Here is an 18,707-nt window from a genome sequence, read left to right on the forward strand (position 1 = left end):
ATTGACGACAGCCAATGTGGGGACACTATTCGGCAGCAACAAGGCGCGCCGAACGCGTTCCCGATGAAAGACCGCGGACCAGCGTGGCGACGGCCTGAACCGTATCAGCTGTCGCTTTTCCGTCCTTGGTCAAGCTTGTGGCCACCTGATTGACGATGGCAGTACCGACGACAACGCCGTCAGCCGAAGCGCCGATGACCTTTGCATGGTCGGCGGTCTTAACGCCGAAGCCAACGCAAACAGGCAGATCGGTGTGCTCCTTGATGCGCTTGACGGCACCCGAGACCAGCGACGTATCCGGCAAAGCCGAACCGGTGATGCCGTTCATCGAAACATAATAGACAAAGCCGGAGGTGTTCTTCAGAACGGCTGGCAGGCGCTTTTCATCGGTGGTCGGCGTTGCCAGGCGGATGAAGTTGATGCCCTTGCGGATCGCCGGGATGCACAGTTCGTCATCCATCTCCGGCGGCAGATCGACGACGATCAGACCGTCGATGCCGGATGCCAGCGCATCGTCGAGAAACTTTTCGACGCCGTAGATGTAGATCGGGTTGTAGTAGCCCATCATGACGATCGGCGTCGCATCATCGGACTTGCGGAAGTCCGCAGCCAGCTGCAGCGTCTTCTTGAGCGTCTGGCCGCCCTTCAGGGCGCGCTGACCGGCCAGCTGGATTGCCGGACCGTCGGCCATCGGATCCGAAAACGGCATGCCGAGCTCGATAATATCGGAACCAGCTTCCGGCAGCGCCTTCATGATGCCGAGCGACGTGTCGTAATCCGGGTCGCCGCCCATGAAATAGGTGACCAGCGCCGGGCGGCCCTCGGCCTTCAGATCGGCAAAGCGTTTGTCCATACGTGCGGTCATGACTTAAGCATCCATTCCGAGAATCTTGGCGACGGTGAAGATGTCCTTATCGCCGCGGCCGGAGAGGTTCATCAGGATGATCTCGTCCTTGCCCATCTTCGGCGCGCGCTTGATGACTTCGGCCAACGCATGCGACGGTTCCAGCGCCGGAATGATGCCCTCAAGGCGCGTCAGCGTCTGGAAGGCATCGAGCGCTTCGTGGTCCATGATCGGCACATATTCGACACGGCCGATGTCGTTCAGGTAGGAATGCTCCGGGCCGATGCCGGGATAATCGAGGCCGGCCGAAATCGAATGGCCTTCCTTGATCTGGCCGTCGCCATCCTGCAGCAGGTAGGTGCGGTTGCCGTGAAGAACGCCCGGCGAACCGGCGGTGATCGAGGCGCAATGCTCGTCACCCTGCAAACCCTTGCCGCCCGCTTCGACGCCGACGATCTTGACGCCTTCATCATCGAGGAACGGATGGAAGATGCCGATGGCGTTCGAGCCGCCACCGACGGCGGCAACGACGAGATCCGGCAGACGTCCCTCGGCTTCCAGCATCTGCTGCTTGGCTTCAGTGCCGATCACCGCCTGGAAATCCCGAACCATCTCCGGATAGGGATGTGGGCCGGCGGCGGTGCCGATCAGGTAATAGGTGTCGTCGACATTGGTGACCCAGTCGCGCAGCGCCTCGTTCATGGCGTCCTTCAGCGTGCCGTGTCCAGCCGTGACCGGCTTCACTTCGGCACCCAGGAGCTTCATGCGGAAAACGTTCGGCGCCTGGCGCTCGACATCGGTGGCGCCCATATAGACGACGCAGGGAAGGCCGAAACGGGCGGCAACGGTTGCCGAAGCAACGCCATGCTGGCCGGCACCGGTTTCAGCGATGATGCGGGTCTTGCCCATGCGCTTCGCGAGCAGGATCTGGCCGATGCAATTGTTGATCTTGTGGGAACCTGTGTGGTTCAGCTCTTCGCGCTTGAAGTAGATCTTCGCGCCGCCGAGCTCGGCCGTCAGCCGTTCCGCAAAATACAGCGGGCTCGGGCGGCCGATATAGTGGGCGCCGAGGTTTTTCAGTTCCGCCTGGAATTCCGGATCGTCCTTCGCCTTGTCCCACTCGGCCTGCAGGTCGAGAATGAGGGGCATGAGCGTCTCGGCGACAAAACGGCCGCCATAGATGCCAAAACGGCCATCTTCATCAGGGCCGGAACGGAAGGAATTCGGTTTAGGCGTCTCGTTCACTCTTAACTCCCTGAAGCGGTTTCAGGCTGATACGCCTTCTCGACCGCATCGAAAAATTCATCGATCATCGCGACGCTTTTCGCGCCCGGTGCACTCTCGACACCGGAGGAAACGTCGATGCCCGGCGCTTTGGTGATGATCAGCGCGTCGGCAATGTTGTCCTTGTTCAGTCCACCGGAAAGCATGTAATCGACGCTTCCGTCAAGCCAGTCGAGCAGGCTCCAATCGAACGAAACCCCGTTTCCGCCGGGCAATTCGGAGCCTTTCGGCGGCTTCGCATCAAAGAGGAAGCGATCAGCGATACCGATATAGGCCTCGACCCGCTTCAAATCGTCGGAGGTGCGCACCGAGAAGGCCTTCATGACAGGAAGACCGTAAACGGCCTTTATGGTCAAAACGCGTTCCGGGCTTTCATCGCCATGAAGCTGGATAATATCGGGGCGCAAAAGTGCAACGATTTCATCGAGATCGTCGTTTGTTGGGTTAACCGTGACGGCCACGATCTTGGCCTTGCCGCGCACGGCATCGGCCAGCTTTCCGGCGACGTCAGGCTCGATATAGCGCGGGCTCTTTTCGAAGAAGATGAAGCCGATATGGGTCGCGCCGCGCTTAAGCGCGCGATCGATCGTCTCGGCCGTCTTCAGACCACAGATTTTGATGTCCGGTTTCATGGCAGCGAAGTGACACGAAAAGGCAAAAGAGTCGAGCCAATTTGCGATGGAGGCTTAATTTCGCGCGGTTTCCGCTCAGTCGAAACTGATGGCGTGAAGCAGGCTTCCGTGGCGCTTCAGCCAGCCCTTGGCATCGTCCATATCGGGGCAGAGCTTCTCGCACAAAGCCCAGAAGCGCGGACCGTGGTTCATCTCCTTGAGATGGGCGACTTCATGGGCGGCGAGATAATCGATCACGGAAGGCGGCGCCATGACGATGCGCCAGGAAAAGCTCAGATTTCCCTCGGAAGAGCAGGATCCCCAGCGGCTGCGCGTATCCTTCATCGAGATCGACTTGATCGGCGCCTTGATAGACCGGGCGTGGAAATGCGCCAGGCGTTCGAGATCGGCGCGGGCTTCCTTCTTCAGGAAGGTGGCGACCCGCCGGCCGAGATGCTCGGGCATTCCGCTGACCCTCAGGATATGGTCGCCATCGACGATGACCGCTTCCGTTAAGCCGCGCAGGCTGCCGGTAAGCCTGATGCGGTGGCGGATGCCACGAAGGAGGATCTCGCCGCCATCCTGAAGCCCGGTGTCCTGTGAAAACTTGGCGAGCTTCGTCAGCAGCCATCCCTGGTGGCGGTCGAGGAAGGCGTTGACCTCGCGCTGGGCAAGTCCGCGCGGCACCGTCATTTTCAGCGCCCGGCCACCGGGTTCGATCCGCAGCGTGATCCGCGTGGCGCGATCATGCTGCTTGATCGTCAGCGGCATCAAACGGCCGGCGACATCAAGCGTCCGCGTCTCCGGCGGAGCAGGCTTTCTGACGGACGGGCGCCGCGGCTTGGAAAGAAGCGGAAACATGGTGCTTTTCTATACGATTCGGGCAATTCCAGACAAAGAAAAACCGGCATCGGTGATGCCGGTTCGCTCGTTCTTCACCAGAGCCTTCAAGGCGTCTGGTATTCGGCGACCGGGCCGTTGTCGTCGCGCTTGGCGTTCTTGCGATCGCGCATGAAGCGGTCGAATTCGTCCTGGTCCTTGGCGCGGCGAAGCTCGCGCATGTAGTTGTCGAACTCTTCGCGCATCTCGTCGAGCTTGCGGCGCTCTTCCTCGATGCGGTCGATCTCGGCTTTCCGCCAGTCATCGAAGGCGACGTTGCCTGTCGAGAAATGCGGGCGGTGGCGGCCATGCGTCGAACGGCGGCAGCTGGCAAAGAAGCCATCGGCAGCGTTGTTGGCATCGCGCTTGAAGCCGCGAAGGCGTTCGCCGAAGATGATATAGGCAAGCATGGCCAGGCCGAGAGGCCAGAAGACCACGAAGCCCAGCACCATCAGGGCAATGGTAGCCGGAGTCCAATCCGGGCGAAGCAATGCTGACTGGTTCATCGTGCGGTATCCTCGCTTTCTGCATCCGGCAGAATACCGAATGCTGGAAATCGATGTGGTTACCGCTCCCCGGCCCTTCAAGACGATTGCCCGCGAAATCGGACAATGCCTTGAATGACAAGGATTAAATCAGCGATAGCTAACTAGCCGGATTTGCCGCCCTTGATGACGCGTTTGACCGCAGGTTTCGAGGAGCGCGCATGCTCCCTGACGAAATTGACGATCCGCGGGGCGATCTCCTTGCGAAAACGCGAGCCATTGAACACGCCGTAATGGCCGACATCCGGCTGCAAATAATGCATGCGCATGCTGTCCGGAATGTTCGTACAGATCGTCTGCGCGGCATGCGTCTGCCCGACGCCCGATATGTCGTCATTTTCGCCTTCTACGGTGAGCAAGGCAACGTTGCGGATCGCCTTGGGATCGACAAGCTTGCCGCGATGCACCAGTTCACCCTTCGGCAGCGCGTGCTTGATGAAAACCTGATCGACGGTCTGCAGGTAGAATTCCGCCGTCAGATCCATGACCGCCAGATATTCGTCATAGAAATCGCGGTGCTTTTCCGGCTCACCGTCGTTCTTCACCAGATGCATGAAGAACTCCTTGTGCGCCACGAGGTGGCGGTCAAGGTTCATCGACATGAAGCCGGAGAGCTGCAGGAAGCCCGGGTAGACGGGACGCATGAAACCCGGCTGCGGCCACGGAACATTCATGATCACGTTGTCGGCAAACCATTCCAGCGGCTTGTCTTTCGCAAGCTTGTTGACGGCCGTTGGGTTGATGCGCGTATCGATCGGGCCGCCCATCAGCGTCATCGACGCCGGAGAGAGCGGATCATTTGCTTCTTCCATGACGGCAGCGGCCGCAAGGACCGGTACAGAGGGCTGACAGACGGCGACAACATGGGTGTCGGGGCCCAGGAAATGCAGCATCTCGATGACGTAATCGACATAGTCGTCGAAATCGAAGGTGCCGTCGGTCATCGGCACCATGCGGGCATCGATCCAATCAGTGATGTAAACATCAGCGCTTGGCAGAAGAGCTTCGACTGTGCCGCGCAGCAGCGTCGCATAGTGGCCTGACATCGGCGCGACGATCAGGATTCGCGGATCGCGATGATTGGCGGGCAGATTGCGCGAGAAGTGCAGCAGATTGCAGAACGGCTTCGACCAGACGATCTCTTCGCGGACCTTGATCTTCTTGCCATCGACAACGGTTTCGGGGAGGCCGAATTCCGGCTTGCCATAGCGGCGCGTGGTGCGCTCGAACATTTCGAGACTGGCAGCGATCGTGCGGCCGAACGGGGTCTGGGACCAGGGATTGAGCGGATTGGCATAGGCCATCCGCATCACATCGGCGGCAGCGCGAAACGGCGCCATTGCAGCGTGATTCAGTTCGTAGAGCTGATAAAACATGAGATGCGCCACCTTTCTTTACCGGAAAAGACGGCGCCTTGGGGGCTGGCACACATTTCTTTCCATTATCTCTGCTGGCACTTCAACGCAGATTAACAGGCTTTTGTTGCATAGCAACATAGGTGTGAGCACCGCAAAAGAAATGCCGGGGCATCGCATCCCCGGCATCATCATGCTCTTCAATTGTTAAGAGACAGGCTCGGTCAGATATCAGCGACGAAAGTCTGCTTCTGGGTGCCGAGACCTTCGATGCCGAGCTCCACCACATCGCCGGGCTTGAGATAGCGCGGCGGCTTCTGGCCCATGCCGACGCCAGGCGGCGTGCCCGTCGAAATCACATCGCCGGGATGCAGCGACATGAACTGGCTGAGATAGGAAACGAGAAAGGCGACACCATAGACCATGGTCTTCGACGAGCCGTCCTGCATCTTCTCGCCATTGACGGTCAGCCACATGCCGAGATTCTGCGGATCGGGAATCTCATCCTTGGTGACGAGCCAGGGGCCGATCGGGCCGAAGGTGTCGCAGGACTTGCCCTTGGTCCACTGGCCGGAGCGCTCGGTCTGGAAGGCGCGTTCGGAGACGTCGTCGGAAACGCAATAACCGGCAACATAATCAAGCGCTTCGGCTTCCGAGACGTATTTCGCGGTCTTGCCGATGACGACGCCGAGCTCGACTTCCCAGTCGGTCTTTTCCGAGCCGCGCGGAATGACGACATCGTCATTGGGACCGACAATGGCGGAGGTCGCCTTCATGAAGATGATCGGCTCGGGAGGCACTGTGGCGCCGGTTTCTGCGGCATGGTCGGAGAAATTCAGGCCGATGCAGATGAACTTGCCGGTGCCGGCGACGCAAGCGCCGATACGGCCCGGCGCGATTTCCGGCAAACTTTTCGGGTCGAGCGCCGCGATCTTCTTCAGCCCTTCGGGAGAAATCGCCGCACCACCAATATCGGAAACATGGGCGGAAAGATCACGGATTTTGCCGTCTGCATCAAGAATCGCCGGCTTCTCGCTACCCGCTTCGCCTACACGCATCAGTTTCATGGGACGTCCTCCTCATCGAAAAGAATTCGCAAAGAGCTATGGACCAGTTGTCCAACCATGTCATTACGGGTTTTCCCCGAAGCGGTACGAGGCTTTAAAAAATCTCCAACAAATCTGGGCCTGCCGGCACAATCCCGGTTGGGTTGAGTTTCTCGATCGAATAATAGCCACGCTTGATGTGATCGATATTGACGGTGGCAGCGATGCCCGGCCAATCCAGCATACGGCGGCAGAATGCCTTGAGATTGGGATAGTCTGCGACACGGCGCAGGTTGCACTTGAAGAGGCCGTGGTAAGCGGGATCGAAACGCACCAGGGTCACGAAGAGGCGGATGTCGGCCTCGGTCGGATGATCGGCAAAGAGGAAGGCCCGTCCCTGCAATTGCGGCTCGACCCAATCGAGGCAGGCAAAGACATCGGCGAAAGCTTCTTCATAGGCGATCTGTGTCGTCGCAAATCCGGCGCGATAGACGCCGTTGTTCAGCCGCGAATAGATATGGTCGTTGAAGGCATCGATCTCCGGACGCTTGTTATCCGGATAAAGGTCGATCGCATTGTTCGCGAGATCGCCGAATCCGCTATTCAGCATGCGCAGGATATCAGCCGATTCGTTGTTGACGATCGTCTGCTTCTGCTTGTCCCAAAGTACAGGGACGGTTGCCCGGCCGGTGAAATCTGGGTCAACTTTCGTATAGATCTCATGCATATAGGTGGCGCTGTTGACGGCGTCTCTGGTCGCTCCCGGATAATCACCAAAGCGCCAGCCCTGCTTCGAGAGCGCCGGCTCGACGATGGAAACACTGATGACGTCGTCGAGGCCCTTCAAAGTCCGTCCGATCAATGTGCGGGATGCCCAGGGGCAGATATAGGCGACATAGAGATGGTAGCGGCCGGCCTCGGCCTTGAAACCCGCCTCGCCTGTCGGACCTGCCGATCCATCCGGTGTGACCCAATTGCGGAAGCTGGATGTCTGGCGCACAAAGCCGCCTTTGGCATCTGTCGCCTGTACCGGCTGCCAATCCTCGGTCCATTTTCCATTCACCAGCATCACCGGCTCCTTCGTCATCGCGCGAAGCGAATAGATACCGCGTGTTCGCATGGCTGGGAGGCCCTGTTTTTGGAAACAGACTGTCATGCGATCGCGAAACCGGCGCTTGCCAAGTGAGGGGGCCGGGAAATATGACCATAGGCAGAATGGACCGGAGCCCCCCATGACCACAAGCAATAGCCGCGAATCCCAATTTCCCATCGAAGCCATGTTTCTCGACCGCTGGTCGCCGCGCGCTTTCACCGGCGAAACCATCAGCGAAGAGCAGCTCCTTACGATCCTCGACGCCGCGCATTGGGCGCCCTCCTCTGCCAACCAGCAGCCCTGGCGCTTCATCTATGCGCTGAAGGGTTCCGAGCATTTCGAAACCGCGCTTGGATTGCTTGCTGAAGCCAACCAGGAATGGGCCAAGAACGCCTCAGCCCTGCTTTTCGTCGTTTCGCGCGGCTTCAGCGGTGATTTTTCAGAGGGCAAGAAAAGCTACACGCATTCCTTCGACGCCGGTGCCGCATGGGGCCATTTTGCCATGCAGGCACGCTTCTCCGGCTTCTATGCCCACGGCATGGGCGGCATCAAGCACGACGAGATCATGACGACGTTTGCTATCCCCGAAGGCTACCGCGTCGAAGCCGGCATCGCGCTTGGCCGCCTTGCGGACAAAAGCGTGCTTTCGGAGCGTAACCAGGCACGCGAGTTTCCAAGCCAGCGCAAGCCGCTGGCAGAAGTTACCTTCAACGGCAAATTTGTCGCCAACTAAACCAAAACAAAAAAGGCCGCGCAGCTCTCGCTGCGCGGCCTTTTTCTTTGATATCAATTAGATATCGAGGTTTGCGACGCTGAGCGCATTTTCCTGGATGAACTCGCGGCGCGGCTCGACTTCATCGCCCATCAGACGGGCAAACAATCCATCGGCATCGGTCGCATCGTTAACCTTGACCTGCAGCAGCGAGCGGACGTTCGGATCGAGCGTCGTTTCCCAGAGCTGCTCGGCATTCATTTCGCCAAGACCCTTGTAGCGCTGCATCGTCAGCCCCTTGCGGCCGCTGGCAAAGATCGTCTCGAGAAGAGCGCGAGGCCCGGCAAGTTCGACTTCACCGTCGCGGCGCGAAAGCTTTGGCGGGACGTCATAGATTTCCTTGAGGCGTGCCGACAGCTGGTCGATAAGGCGGGCATCCTGCGAGCCGATCAGCGCCATGTCGAGCACGACGACTTCCTTGACGCCGCGGACCATACGCTCGAGACGAAGACCGCCTTCGCTCGTCAGTCCGCCTTCCCAGCCGCGTTCGGTTTCTTCGGCGATGATATCGAGACGCCTTGCGACTTCGGCAGCCAGCCCTTCGGCACGGCTGCGATCGCTGACGGCCTCGGCATTCAATGCGCCGGCGATCGCTGCCTGTTCGACAACGGCGCGATTGTAGCGCGAATGAAGATTATCGAGCAGCGTGCGCAGGCGCAAAGCGTCCTGAATGACTTCGCGCACGTCCTGGCCGACGCGCACCTCACCGCTTGCAAGCTTCAGCGCAGCGTCTTCGAGACCCTGGCCGATCAGGTAGTCTTCCAGTGCACTCTCGTTCTTGACGTACTGGACCGACTTGCCGCGCGCGACCTTATAGAGCGGCGGCTGGGCGATATAGAGATGGCCGCGCTCGATCAGCTCAGGCATCTGGCGGAAGAAGAAGGTGAGCAGCAATGTACGGATATGGGCGCCGTCGACGTCAGCGTCCGTCATGATGATGATCTTGTGGTAGCGCAGCTTCTCGACGTTGAACTCATCCTTGCCGATGCCGGTGCCGAGTGCGGTGATCAGCGTACCGATTTCCGCCGAGGATAGCATCTTGTCGAAACGGGCACGCTCGACGTTCAGGATCTTGCCGCGCAGCGGCAGGATAGCCTGATTCTCGCGCGAACGGCCCTGTTTTGCCGAACCGCCTGCCGAATCACCCTCGACGAGGAAGACTTCGGATTTCGACGGATCACGCTCGGAGCAGTCAGCGAGTTTGCCGGGCAGCGATGCGATATCGAGCGCGCCCTTGCGGCGCGTCAGTTCGCGTGCCTTGCGGGCCGCTTCGCGGGCGGCAGCGGCTTCCACCACCTTGCCGACCAGGATTTTGGCGTCCGCGGGATGCTCTTCGAGCCAGGTGCTCAGCGCTTCGCTGACAAGGTTTTCGACGACGGGACGAACTTCCGAGGAAACCAGCTTGTCCTTCGTCTGCGATGAGAATTTCGGATCGGGAACCTTGACCGACAGAACCGCCGTCAGGCCTTCGCGGCAGTCATCACCGGTCAGCGAGACCTTTTCCTTCTTCGTGATTCCCGAGCTATCCGCATAGGAGGTTATCTGGCGGGTCAGGGCAGCGCGGAAGCCGGCCATGTGGGTGCCGCCATCACGCTGCGGAATGTTGTTGGTAAAGCACAGCACGTTCTCGTGATAGCTATCGTTCCACCACATGGCGACTTCGACGGTAATCCCGTCCTTCTCGCTGCGAATGGCAACGGGCTTATCGACCAGCGGCTTCTTGGCGCGATCGAGATAGGCAACGAATGCTTCGAGGCCGCCATCATAGAGAAGCTCTTCCTGGCGGATATCGGAATGGCGCTTGTCGGTGAGCAGGATGCGAACGCCGGAATTCAGGAAGGCGAGCTCCCGGAGACGGTGTTCCAGCGTGCCATAATCGAATTCCGTCATGGTGAAGGTCTCACCACTCGGCATGAAGCTGACTTCAGTACCGGTTTCGCTGGCATCGCCGATCACCTTCAGCGGCGCATCGGCAACGCCATGGGTGAAGCTCATTTCATGCAGCTTGCCCTGACGGCGGATGCGCAGCTTGAGCCAGACAGAGAGCGCGTTGACGACCGAAACGCCGACGCCATGCAGGCCGCCCGAGACCTTGTAGGAATTCTGGTCGAACTTACCGCCGGCATGCAACTGGGTCATGATCACTTCGGCTGCAGAGATGCCCTCGCCGGTGTGAATGTCTGTCGGGATGCCGCGTCCATTGTCGGTGACGGTGACGGAGCCATCGGCATTGAGCGTCACGGTGACGATGTCGGCATGCCCGGCCAGCGCCTCGTCGATCGCGTTGTCGACGACTTCGTAGACCATGTGGTGAAGGCCGGAACCATCGTCGGTGTCGCCGATATACATGCCCGGGCGCTTGCGCACCGCATCGAGGCCCTTCAGGACCTTGATGGAATCTGCGCCATACTCGGTGCTAACGCCGTTTTCCGTCGCGGGTGTATCGGTCATACTGTCTTTGAATTTCCCTGTTGTAACGGCCTGGATGACCTTGCGAATCACCGGCGTTTCTTATTCCGGAATATAGGGTTTTTGCGCGCCAATCCCAATGCCGGAGCCCTGAAATCCGGCATTAAGCAGGGGATTATGACGGTTTTCCGTCCGCTTTTCCGCCTTTTTCCAACACCGCGTTGAGCTCCGCCAGGACGGGCGCGTCAAGGCTGCGGATCCGACCCGCCAAACGGTTTGCAAAGGCCGTATATTCGGGCGGCAAACCTGACGTATCGATGACGACACGCGGGTCGGAAGAGCGCGCCAGAAGGAAGAGTTCTTCTGCTTCATCCCAGATGATGTTGAAATAGCCGGCGATCCGCTGCAGCAGGTCGAAGGTCGGCAGGCCGCGCTTTCCGTGCTCCAGCGCCGACAGATAGGCAGGCGACACATTCAGCGCCGCCGCCATCTGCTTCTGCGAAACGCCCTTGCGGGATCGCAGCTTGCGGACAGCCTCGCCGAAGGGCGTCGTCATGAGCGATCTCCCGCCCGGCGGGCGAGACGGATGTAGAGAGCGCCCTCGCCGCCGTGATGCTGCGCCGCCGACTCGTAGGACGAGATCAGATAGCGGAACTCGGGCTTCGAGAACCATAGCGGCACGGCGCGTTTCAAGGCGCCTTCGCTGCCGAGCGAGCTTCCCTTGCCCGTGATGACCAGCACATGCCGCATGCCGCGCTCATGGGCACGGATCAGAAAGTCGAGAAGGATGACATGGGCTTCGCTTTGCACCAGTCCGTGCAGGTCGATGCGGGCTTCAAGCGCCAGGCGTCCCTTGGCGATCTTACGCTTGACCGGGCGCTCGAGTGGATGGTGCTGACCGGAGGACGGCTTGGCGGCGGGTTGCTGGACCGGAGGCGTTACAGACGCCGTCGCCATGCGCTGCTTTTCGGTCGCTTCGATTTCCGCCTCGGCGGCAGCCAGGAAGGCATCGAGTTCGGTCAGTTCGCCGGTCTTGCCCGCCATCGGGCGGGTGCTGCGGGCCACCCTGCCCCAAAGAATGCGCTCGTCGGTGCTGAGCTTGCGATCCCTAGCCATCAGAGGAAACGCCCCGCGGCTTCATTGGGTATCAGGATGGCGAAATCCGCATCGTTTCTGACCGTTCCCGCCTGTTCACCGGCATCATCTCCAGAGCCAGTGAAGATATCGCCGCGTGCGGGTCCAACGATCGCCGAGCCCGTATCGAGCGCCAGCATCAATCGCGCGAAGCCGCGTCCGCCATCCAGATGGGTAAGGCTTTCCGAGCGGATGAAGAACGGGAAGCCGAATGTGTGGATCAGGCGATCGACTGCAAGCGAACGGCCGGCAAGGAGCGGAACCTTGGCGGCGGCAATCGGGCCGCTTGTTGCCGCGGCTGTCTCCGCCTCGCGGAAGAAGATGTAGGACCTGTTGTGCCAGAGCACCTCGTCGACCTGGTCTGGATGAGCGGCAAGCCATGCGCGGATCGCCTGCATGGAGATCTGGCTGCGATCGATCTCGCCCCGGTCAATGAGAAGCTTACCGATCGCCGAGAAGGGGTGTCCAGCCTTTGCGGCATAGGTGATGCGGCCCATCGTACCATCGGGATACCGCAAGCGAGCCGCACCCTGGACGTGGACGAAGAAGACATCGACCTTCGATTTCGCCCAGGCTATCTCCAAGCCGCGTCCGGAGAGAATGCCCTGATCGATTGCCCGCCGGTCCGGATAAGCGCTGATCGAGCCCTTCGACAACAGGCCGAACGCGTAATAGGGATCAAGCCCAGCTGGCCTGTTCGTATCGTCGAGATCGATCAAATCATCGGGGCGCCGATAGAATGGAAAACGATAGACGTCATCCGGCTTGGCCGAAACGGCGATTTCCGGCTCGTAGAACGCCGTCACGAAGCCCGGCATCCCGTCACTCTTCCTGATCAGAAACGGCCGGCAGTTCTGTTCGAAGAAGCGGCGCGCCTGCATCGCGTTTGAAACGTCGGCATCCCGCGCCTTCTCAAGAAGCGACAGAAGGTCCTCGGCGGTCAGGCCTAGCGAACCGGTGCGATAATGCTTTACGCCGGAGATCTGCCGGCGACATGCTTCCATGACTTCAAAAAGGCTGGAAGGATCATCATCCTTCCAGCCCTTCAATTCATCGAAGCTGATGGGGTGCAGCGTGAAATCTGCCAGACCGTCACTCATGTTCCGATTCGGTTGCCACGAGTTTCCAATTGGGATCGCGCGAACGGGTGTCGCGGGCGAAGGTCCAGATGTCGTTGACTTCGGCAACATCCTCGGCGTTGCCATCGATCAACTTTTCATCCTTGTCGTAGGTCGCCGAAATCAGCTGGCTGGAGATCCGCAAGGTCATTTGCGCTTCGCTGCCCTTGACTTCGGCATTGGTGATTTCCGCCTTGTCGATGCCGACGAAGGTCGATTTCACCTTTTCACCCTTTGCTTCGCGATCGGCGATCGCCGCATCGAAGCCATCGTAGACTTCAGGGGACAGCAGGTTCTTGAGGGTTTTGCGATCACCGTCGGCAAAAGCCATGACGATCATCTCGTAGGCCATCTTGGCGCCATTCAGGAATTCCTTCGGCGTGAACGACGGATCGGCCTTGTTCATGGCGCGCAGCGCTTCGTTGAGCGGCGTGCCTGCCGGAGCGAAGGCATCGATGGCGGCAAAGCGATCTTCTTCCTCGCCATTGCCGTCGCGGCGCGGAAGGGTCACGACCTTTCCGGCATCGGCTGGCTCCTGGCCGGCTGCATCACGGGGCGTGTAGAGATCACGCGGCGGCTTTTCATTTCCGGTGCGACGGCCAAGAACACTGCGGAGCTGGAAAAAAATCAGCACTGCCGCTACCAGGAAAAATAACGTGATGAAGTCGTTTGAACTCATATTGTCCCGCGATTGCAGTTAACATCCCAAATTTCTACTCCCATATAGTCCGCATAGACAGATGATTCAAATAGGAGCCCGCAAGCTTGCGGGTTGAAAACGATGCGATTGACGATGCTTCCCGGTTTCATGCTGCTTTTGCCCCTGGCGGAAATCGCGAGCTTCGTGATTGTCGGCAAGGCAATCGGTGTTCTGGCAACGCTTGGACTGGTGGTTCTTGGCGTGGTCGTCGGCATGTCGATGCTGCGCCGCCACGGCCTCGGCATCCTGCAGCGCATGTCCGCCGAAGGCCGGAACGGCGTTGCTCCGGGCCGCGAACTTTTGAAGCCTGCCATGCTTGTCATTGCCGGGCTGCTGTTCGTCATCCCGGGCTTCATCTCTGATATCATCGCTCTTCTGATCTGCATTCCGGCGGTGCGCGATCTGGCATGGAAATATGTCAGCCGCCGTTTCGTCGTCGTCGGCAGAACCAGTGGCTTTACTGCGTCAGCAGGATCGGGTGGCGATTTTCGTCCCCGCGGCCCTGCCGGAGGCAAGGTGGTCGATCTCGACGAGGACGATTTCACGCGGCAACCCGACCCGAATTCTCCCTGGTCGGGCAAGCGGCTTGGCGACTGAACGCTGAATTTGCTCAGGGTTGTAAGCCTTTCCACGAAATGGTAGATGGCGGCACCATCAAAATGCCCCTTCGAGGAAAATCCAATGGCTGATGAAAACAACGGCGCCGGTGCAGTAAGCCCGAGCCTCACCATTCTCGCTCAGTACACGAAGGATCTCTCCTTCGAAAACCCGGGCGCACCGCGTTCGCTGCAGGCCCGCGACACCGCGCCGGCCATCAATATCAGCGTCAACGTCAACGCCAACCCGCTGTCCGACACTGATTTCGACGTCGTTCTGTCGCTGAACGCGGAAGCCAAGGATGGTGACAAGACGGTATTCCACACCGAGCTGGTCTATGGCGGCGTCTTCCGCATCGCCGGCTTCCCGCAGGAACACATGCTGCCGGTTCTCTTCATTGAGTGCCCGCGCATGCTCTTCCCTTTTGCCCGCCAGATCATTGCCGACGTGACGCGCAACGGCGGCTTCCCGCCACTGATGATCGACCCGATCGATTTCGCGCAGATGTTTGCGCAGCGCGTTGCCGAAGAGCAGACCCGCGCCAAGGTTCAGACGAACTGATCTGATTTGTGCTGACGAAATTCGAAATGCCCGGTCAGAAGCCGGGCATTTTTAGTTTGGACGATCGTATTTCGACCAGATGCCCTTGGTCCCGAGCTTGGCGATCAGCGCGTCATGCGCCGCCGCTTCGGTTTCGCTCAGCCGGCTCGCCAGTGGCCGCGGCCTTTCCAGCACTGCCAAGATGACGTCATCTGCTTCGTCAACGGTGTTTTCAGATCCGGCCGCCGCCGCAACGCCGAGCCCCAGTGCCGTCTGCCGGCCGCCGATCATCTCGATATAGACTTCGGCCAGCAGTTCGGAGTCGAGCAAGGCGCCGTGCTTGGTGCGATGCGAGTTGTCTATGCCATAACGCCGGCAAAGGGCGTCGAGCGAATTCGGTCCCATCGGATGCTTGCGCCGCGCAAGCGAGAGCGTATCGATCACCCGTTCCGGCAGGATCGGCGGCCTGCCGATGCGGGCGAGCTCGGCGTTCACGAAACCCATATCGAAGGTGGCGTTATGAGCGATCCACTTCGCATCGCCGAAAAATTCGATGATCTCCTCGACGACGTCGGCAAAGCCCTTCTTGTCCTTGAGGAATTCGTCGGTGATGCCGTGAACGGCGAGCGCGTCCGGATGGACCTTCTGGTCGCCGGGATTCATGTAGATATGGATCGTCCGGCCCGTCGGGAAATGATTGAAGAGCTCGATACCGCCGATTTCGATGATCCGGTCCAGGCGATTGTCGAGGCCGGTGGTTTCCGTATCGAAGATGATCTCACGCATTCCGGAACTCTCCTTTGGCGATCCTGCTTTGAAGATCGGCAATGATCTCGCTGACCCGCTGCTGCGCCATTTCGATGCCGTGGCCGGTGTCGATCACATAATCGGCGCGCCGGCGCTTTTCGGCATCGGGCATCTGCCGCGAGAGAATCATCTTGAATTTGTCTTCCGTCATGCCCGGACGCGCAAGCACCCTCGCCCTCTGAATCTGTGGACCGCAGCTGACGACAGCAATCACATCGGCGCGATTTTCCGCACCGGTTTCGAACAGCAGGGGAATATCCAGCAATACGATGCTCTGACCCGCAGCTTGCTGATTGGCCAGAAATGCGGCTTCGCGCTGGCGCACGAGCGGATGAACGATCGCTTCCAGCGCCTTGAAGCCATCAGGGCGCAGAGCGAGTTGCCGGGCCAGTTCGGCGCGATCGACCGCGCCTTCCTTCGATGTTCCGGGAAATTCGGCTTCGACCGCGGCTACTGCCTCTCCGGCATACAGGTCGTGCACGACGGCATCAGCATCGTTGACGGGAATACCGGCGGCGGCAAAGAGCTTTGCCGTCGTCGATTTTCCCATTCCGATGGAGCCCGTCAGGCCGATCCGCAACATCAATGCTTTTCCATGTCGGCGACGATGAGCGCACGAAGTTCGGCGTTGACATCGGGCGTTCTGCCGAACCACTTTGCGAAACCCGGTACGGCCTGATGCAAGAGCATGCCGAGCCCATCGACCGTTGCGAAGCCCTGCTGTTCTGCCTGGATGAGCATCGGTGTCCGCAGCGGCACATAGACGATATCGGTCACGACTGCGCCTGAAGCGAGCGGCGAGAAGTCCATTTGAGGTGCTGCCTCACCATCCATGCCGAGCGACGTGGTGTTGATGAAAAGTCCGGCGCCGGACATCACTTCGTTTAGCGCCTCCGGCGCATGGGCTCGAACCTGGGCACCGAAGCGATCGGCCAACTCCTGCGCCCGGCTGAGCGTGCGATTGACGACGTGAATGTTCTTCAACCCGCGATCGCGCACCGCCTGGATGACAGCGCGGCTTGCGCCCCCGGCACCGAAGATGACGGCCGTGCCGGTTTGGTCCCAGCCCGGATGGCGTTCATCGAGATTGGCGGTGAAGCCGCGACCGTCTGTGTTGGTGGCGTGCAACTTGCCACCTTCGATCCAGAGCGTGTTCGATGCTCCCAACTCTTCGGAAAGCGCATCCGGACAGTCGGCAAGTTGATAGGCCAGTTCCTTATGCGGGATCGTGACATTGCCGCCGACAAAACCGGAGCTTCCATCTTTCAGGCTGGCAATGAAGCCGGCGAAATCCGCCGGTGCTACTTCATGGGCGCGGTAGCTGCCCGGCAGGCCGAGCGTCTTCAGCCAGTAGCCATGGATGAGGGGCGAGCGCGAATGCTTGACGGGGAAGCCGGTCACGAAAGCCTTGGGGCCAAATGTTTCACGTGAATCATCCATCGATCGCACCCAGTTCCCTCAGTTTGGCGAGCAGCGGCACCATGGGGAGGCCGATGATCGTGAAATAATCGCCGTCGATTTTCTCGAACAGCTGGATGCCCTCGCCTTCCAGCTGATAGGCGCCAACGCTCGACAGAGCCTTGGTTCCGACGCGCTGAAGATGCCGTTCGATAAATTGCGGCGACAGCTGGCGGACGGTCAAAGACGCGTGCGCGACATAATCCCAAAGTGCAGTGCCGCCGCTGTAGAGAGCAATCGCGCTGTTGAGGCGATGGGTCTTGCCGCTGAGCGCCGCAAGATGGGCCGCGGCTTGTTTCATATCCGCTGGCTTGTGAAACACCCGGTCGCCAAGCGACATCGTCTGATCGGAGCCGATCACCAGGGCATCCGGAAATCGCCGGCTGACCTCCTCCGCCTTGGCCCGCGCAAGCACGAGGGCCACCTCATCCGGAGAGGCGCCATTCTTCTCAAGCGGTGCTTCGATCGCCCGCTCGTCAATGCTGGCGGCGTGGGCGTCGAACGTCAGACCGGCGTTCCGCATCAACGTTCGGCGAAAGGGGCTGGAAGAAGCAAGGATCAGCGTCGATGTCATTGGGTCCCGATCGGTTCACTGGTGATGATGCGCTTAGCGCAGCTTTGGCCGCAGGGCAACGATCGCCGCTGCCGTCTCCTCGATCGAGCGGCGCGTCACGTCGATGATCGGCCAATTATGTTTGGCGCAGAGCGAGCGGGCATATTTCAGCTCCTCCGAAATCGCCGCTCGGTCGATATATTCGCCGCGGTCGAAACCAGCAGTCGCTCCGAGCACGCGGTTTTCCCGTACCTGGGAAATGCGATCGGTCGTCGCGATCAGACAGACGATGAGCGGCTTGGTCGCCGAGAAGATCGCCTCGGGCAGCGGCACGCCGTAAACGATGGGGATGTTGGCAGTCTTGATCCCGCGATTGGCGAGATAGATGCTGGTTGGCGTTTTCGATGTCCGGCTGATGCCGACGATGACGACGTCGGCGTCATTATAATCATCCGGCATCTGACCATCGTCATGGTCCATGGTGAAGTTCAAAGCTTCGATACGCGCGAAATAGCCGGCGTTCATCACATGCTGTGCGCCAACCCGGCGGCGCGAGGGAGCGCCGAGATAGATCTGGAATGCCGCCATGACCGGCTCCAGCACATTCACCGAGGCAACACCCATCTCCGCGCATCGTTCGTCGATCAGGGTCGCAAGTTCGCGGTCGACGATTGTATAAAGGACGATCCCGGGCTCGCCGTCGATTGCGTCAAGGACGGGCAGCAGCTGCCGGCGGTTTCTGATCAGCGGATAAACGTGCTCGATCGCCTGCGACGACTTGAACTGCGCCGATGCCGCCCTGCCCGCCGAGATCAGAGTCTCTCCCGTTGAGTCAGATATCAGATGCAGATGGAAGAAGTTCGTCCGGTTCTCCACGTTATTTTCCGCCACCTGTTGAAAAGACTGGATGACCAAGAGCTACGGGAGCCGGAGGGTCCGAGGCAAGGGAAAACATGCCCAGT

Annotated in this window: 21 protein-coding genes; 3 read left to right on the forward strand and 18 right to left on the reverse strand. The window is 59.7% G+C overall.

The window, feature by feature from the left end; genetic code table 11:
* Positions 1-25: 25 nt before the first annotated feature.
* The 8 genes from trpA to AC1DNK_RS10745 form a co-directional block, all read right to left on the reverse strand.
* The gene (gene trpA, locus AC1DNK_RS10710) at positions 26-865 is read right to left on the reverse strand and encodes a tryptophan synthase subunit alpha (protein ID WP_112386020.1); all 840 of its coding nucleotides are present in this window, start codon (positions 863-865) and stop codon (positions 26-28) included.
* Between the two features lie 3 nt (positions 866-868).
* Positions 869-2,089, reverse strand: coding sequence for a tryptophan synthase subunit beta (trpB, locus tag AC1DNK_RS10715; RefSeq protein ID WP_112386019.1), 1,221 nt, complete (start codon positions 2,087-2,089; stop codon positions 869-871).
* 2 nt (positions 2,090-2,091) lie between these two features.
* Entirely contained in the window at positions 2,092-2,760 is a 669-nt protein-coding gene (locus AC1DNK_RS10720) for a phosphoribosylanthranilate isomerase (RefSeq protein ID WP_477940987.1), read from the reverse strand.
* Between the two features lie 75 nt (positions 2,761-2,835).
* Complete coding sequence (locus AC1DNK_RS10725) at positions 2,836-3,600, reverse strand: M48 family metallopeptidase (protein WP_477940990.1); 765 nt, start codon at positions 3,598-3,600, stop codon at positions 2,836-2,838.
* Positions 3,601-3,686: 86 nt separating this feature from the next.
* Positions 3,687-4,124, reverse strand: coding sequence for a DUF2852 domain-containing protein (locus tag AC1DNK_RS10730; RefSeq protein ID WP_112540324.1), 438 nt, complete (start codon positions 4,122-4,124; stop codon positions 3,687-3,689).
* 143 nt (positions 4,125-4,267) lie between these two features.
* Positions 4,268-5,539: a polyhydroxyalkanoate depolymerase gene (locus AC1DNK_RS10735; RefSeq protein WP_477940992.1), complete on the reverse strand. Its 1,272-nt coding sequence runs from the start codon at positions 5,537-5,539 to the stop codon at positions 4,268-4,270.
* A 203-nt stretch (positions 5,540-5,742) separates the two neighbouring features.
* Positions 5,743-6,585: a fumarylacetoacetate hydrolase family protein gene (locus AC1DNK_RS10740; protein ID WP_477940994.1), complete on the reverse strand. Its 843-nt coding sequence runs from the start codon at positions 6,583-6,585 to the stop codon at positions 5,743-5,745.
* A gap of 94 nt (positions 6,586-6,679) precedes the next feature.
* On the reverse strand, positions 6,680-7,633 hold the full coding sequence (locus AC1DNK_RS10745) for a glutathione S-transferase family protein (protein WP_477941397.1): 954 nt from the start codon (positions 7,631-7,633) through the stop codon (positions 6,680-6,682).
* 163 nt (positions 7,634-7,796) lie between these two features.
* Here AC1DNK_RS10745 and AC1DNK_RS10750 point away from each other — a divergent pair, with 163 nt between their 5' ends.
* Positions 7,797-8,390 carry a nitroreductase family protein gene (locus AC1DNK_RS10750; protein WP_477940995.1) on the forward strand — a complete coding sequence of 198 codons (594 nt, stop codon included), beginning with the start codon at positions 7,797-7,799 and terminating at the stop codon, positions 8,388-8,390.
* 57 nt (positions 8,391-8,447) lie between these two features.
* Here AC1DNK_RS10750 and gyrB read toward each other — a convergent pair whose 3' ends face one another.
* The 5 genes from gyrB to AC1DNK_RS10775 all read right to left on the reverse strand — a co-directional run bounded on the left by gyrB (position 8,448) and on the right by AC1DNK_RS10775 (position 13,769).
* Positions 8,448-10,880, reverse strand: a complete 2,433-nt coding sequence (gene gyrB, locus AC1DNK_RS10755; RefSeq protein ID WP_112386073.1) for a DNA topoisomerase (ATP-hydrolyzing) subunit B — start codon at positions 10,878-10,880, stop codon at positions 8,448-8,450.
* Positions 10,881-11,013: 133 nt separating this feature from the next.
* On the reverse strand, positions 11,014-11,394 hold the full coding sequence (locus AC1DNK_RS10760) for a helix-turn-helix domain-containing protein (RefSeq protein WP_477940996.1): 381 nt from the start codon (positions 11,392-11,394) through the stop codon (positions 11,014-11,016).
* Positions 11,391-11,954 carry a Smr/MutS family protein gene (locus tag AC1DNK_RS10765; protein ID WP_477940998.1) on the reverse strand — a complete coding sequence of 188 codons (564 nt, stop codon included), beginning with the start codon at positions 11,952-11,954 and terminating at the stop codon, positions 11,391-11,393. The genes AC1DNK_RS10760 and AC1DNK_RS10765 overlap by 4 nt, the downstream gene beginning before the upstream one ends.
* Complete coding sequence (gene mltA / locus AC1DNK_RS10770; RefSeq protein ID WP_477941002.1) at positions 11,954-13,072, reverse strand: murein transglycosylase A; 1,119 nt, start codon at positions 13,070-13,072, stop codon at positions 11,954-11,956. Before mltA ends, AC1DNK_RS10765 begins: the two co-directional genes overlap by 1 nt.
* Positions 13,065-13,769: a Tim44/TimA family putative adaptor protein gene (locus AC1DNK_RS10775; RefSeq protein ID WP_112386009.1), complete on the reverse strand. Its 705-nt coding sequence runs from the start codon at positions 13,767-13,769 to the stop codon at positions 13,065-13,067. Before AC1DNK_RS10775 ends, mltA begins: the two co-directional genes overlap by 8 nt.
* Before the next feature lie 102 nt (positions 13,770-13,871).
* On the opposite strand from AC1DNK_RS10775, the gene AC1DNK_RS10780 reads away from it, so the two are divergent.
* Together AC1DNK_RS10780 and secB are read left to right on the forward strand one after the other, a co-directional pair.
* Positions 13,872-14,387: an FxsA family protein gene (locus AC1DNK_RS10780; protein WP_477941003.1), complete on the forward strand. Its 516-nt coding sequence runs from the start codon at positions 13,872-13,874 to the stop codon at positions 14,385-14,387.
* An 84-nt stretch (positions 14,388-14,471) separates the two neighbouring features.
* A complete protein-coding gene (gene secB / locus AC1DNK_RS10785) occupies positions 14,472-14,948 on the forward strand; it encodes a protein-export chaperone SecB (RefSeq protein ID WP_112386007.1) in 477 nt (158 codons plus the stop codon).
* A 51-nt stretch (positions 14,949-14,999) separates the two neighbouring features.
* Here the strand turns inward: secB and dnaQ are convergent, their stop codons facing one another.
* The 5 genes from dnaQ to AC1DNK_RS10810 are packed head-to-tail and all read right to left on the reverse strand — an operon-like array spanning position 15,000 to position 18,621.
* A complete protein-coding gene (dnaQ, locus tag AC1DNK_RS10790) occupies positions 15,000-15,713 on the reverse strand; it encodes a DNA polymerase III subunit epsilon (RefSeq protein WP_477941005.1) in 714 nt (237 codons plus the stop codon).
* Positions 15,706-16,317 (reverse strand): dephospho-CoA kinase, encoded by a 612-nt coding sequence (gene coaE / locus AC1DNK_RS10795; protein ID WP_477941400.1) that lies wholly within the window; start codon positions 16,315-16,317, stop codon positions 15,706-15,708. Before coaE ends, dnaQ begins: the two co-directional genes overlap by 8 nt.
* Positions 16,317-17,174: a shikimate dehydrogenase gene (locus AC1DNK_RS10800; RefSeq protein ID WP_477941007.1), complete on the reverse strand. Its 858-nt coding sequence runs from the start codon at positions 17,172-17,174 to the stop codon at positions 16,317-16,319. The genes coaE and AC1DNK_RS10800 overlap by 1 nt, the downstream gene beginning before the upstream one ends.
* A complete protein-coding gene (locus AC1DNK_RS10805) occupies positions 17,167-17,766 on the reverse strand; it encodes a Maf-like protein (protein WP_477941008.1) in 600 nt (199 codons plus the stop codon). Before AC1DNK_RS10805 ends, AC1DNK_RS10800 begins: the two co-directional genes overlap by 8 nt.
* A 33-nt stretch (positions 17,767-17,799) precedes the next feature.
* Positions 17,800-18,621 carry a pyruvate, water dikinase regulatory protein gene (locus AC1DNK_RS10810; protein ID WP_112386002.1) on the reverse strand — a complete coding sequence of 274 codons (822 nt, stop codon included), beginning with the start codon at positions 18,619-18,621 and terminating at the stop codon, positions 17,800-17,802.
* Positions 18,622-18,707 lie beyond the last annotated feature (86 nt).

Source organism: Rhizobium sp. 01N424 (assembly GCF_056399485.1).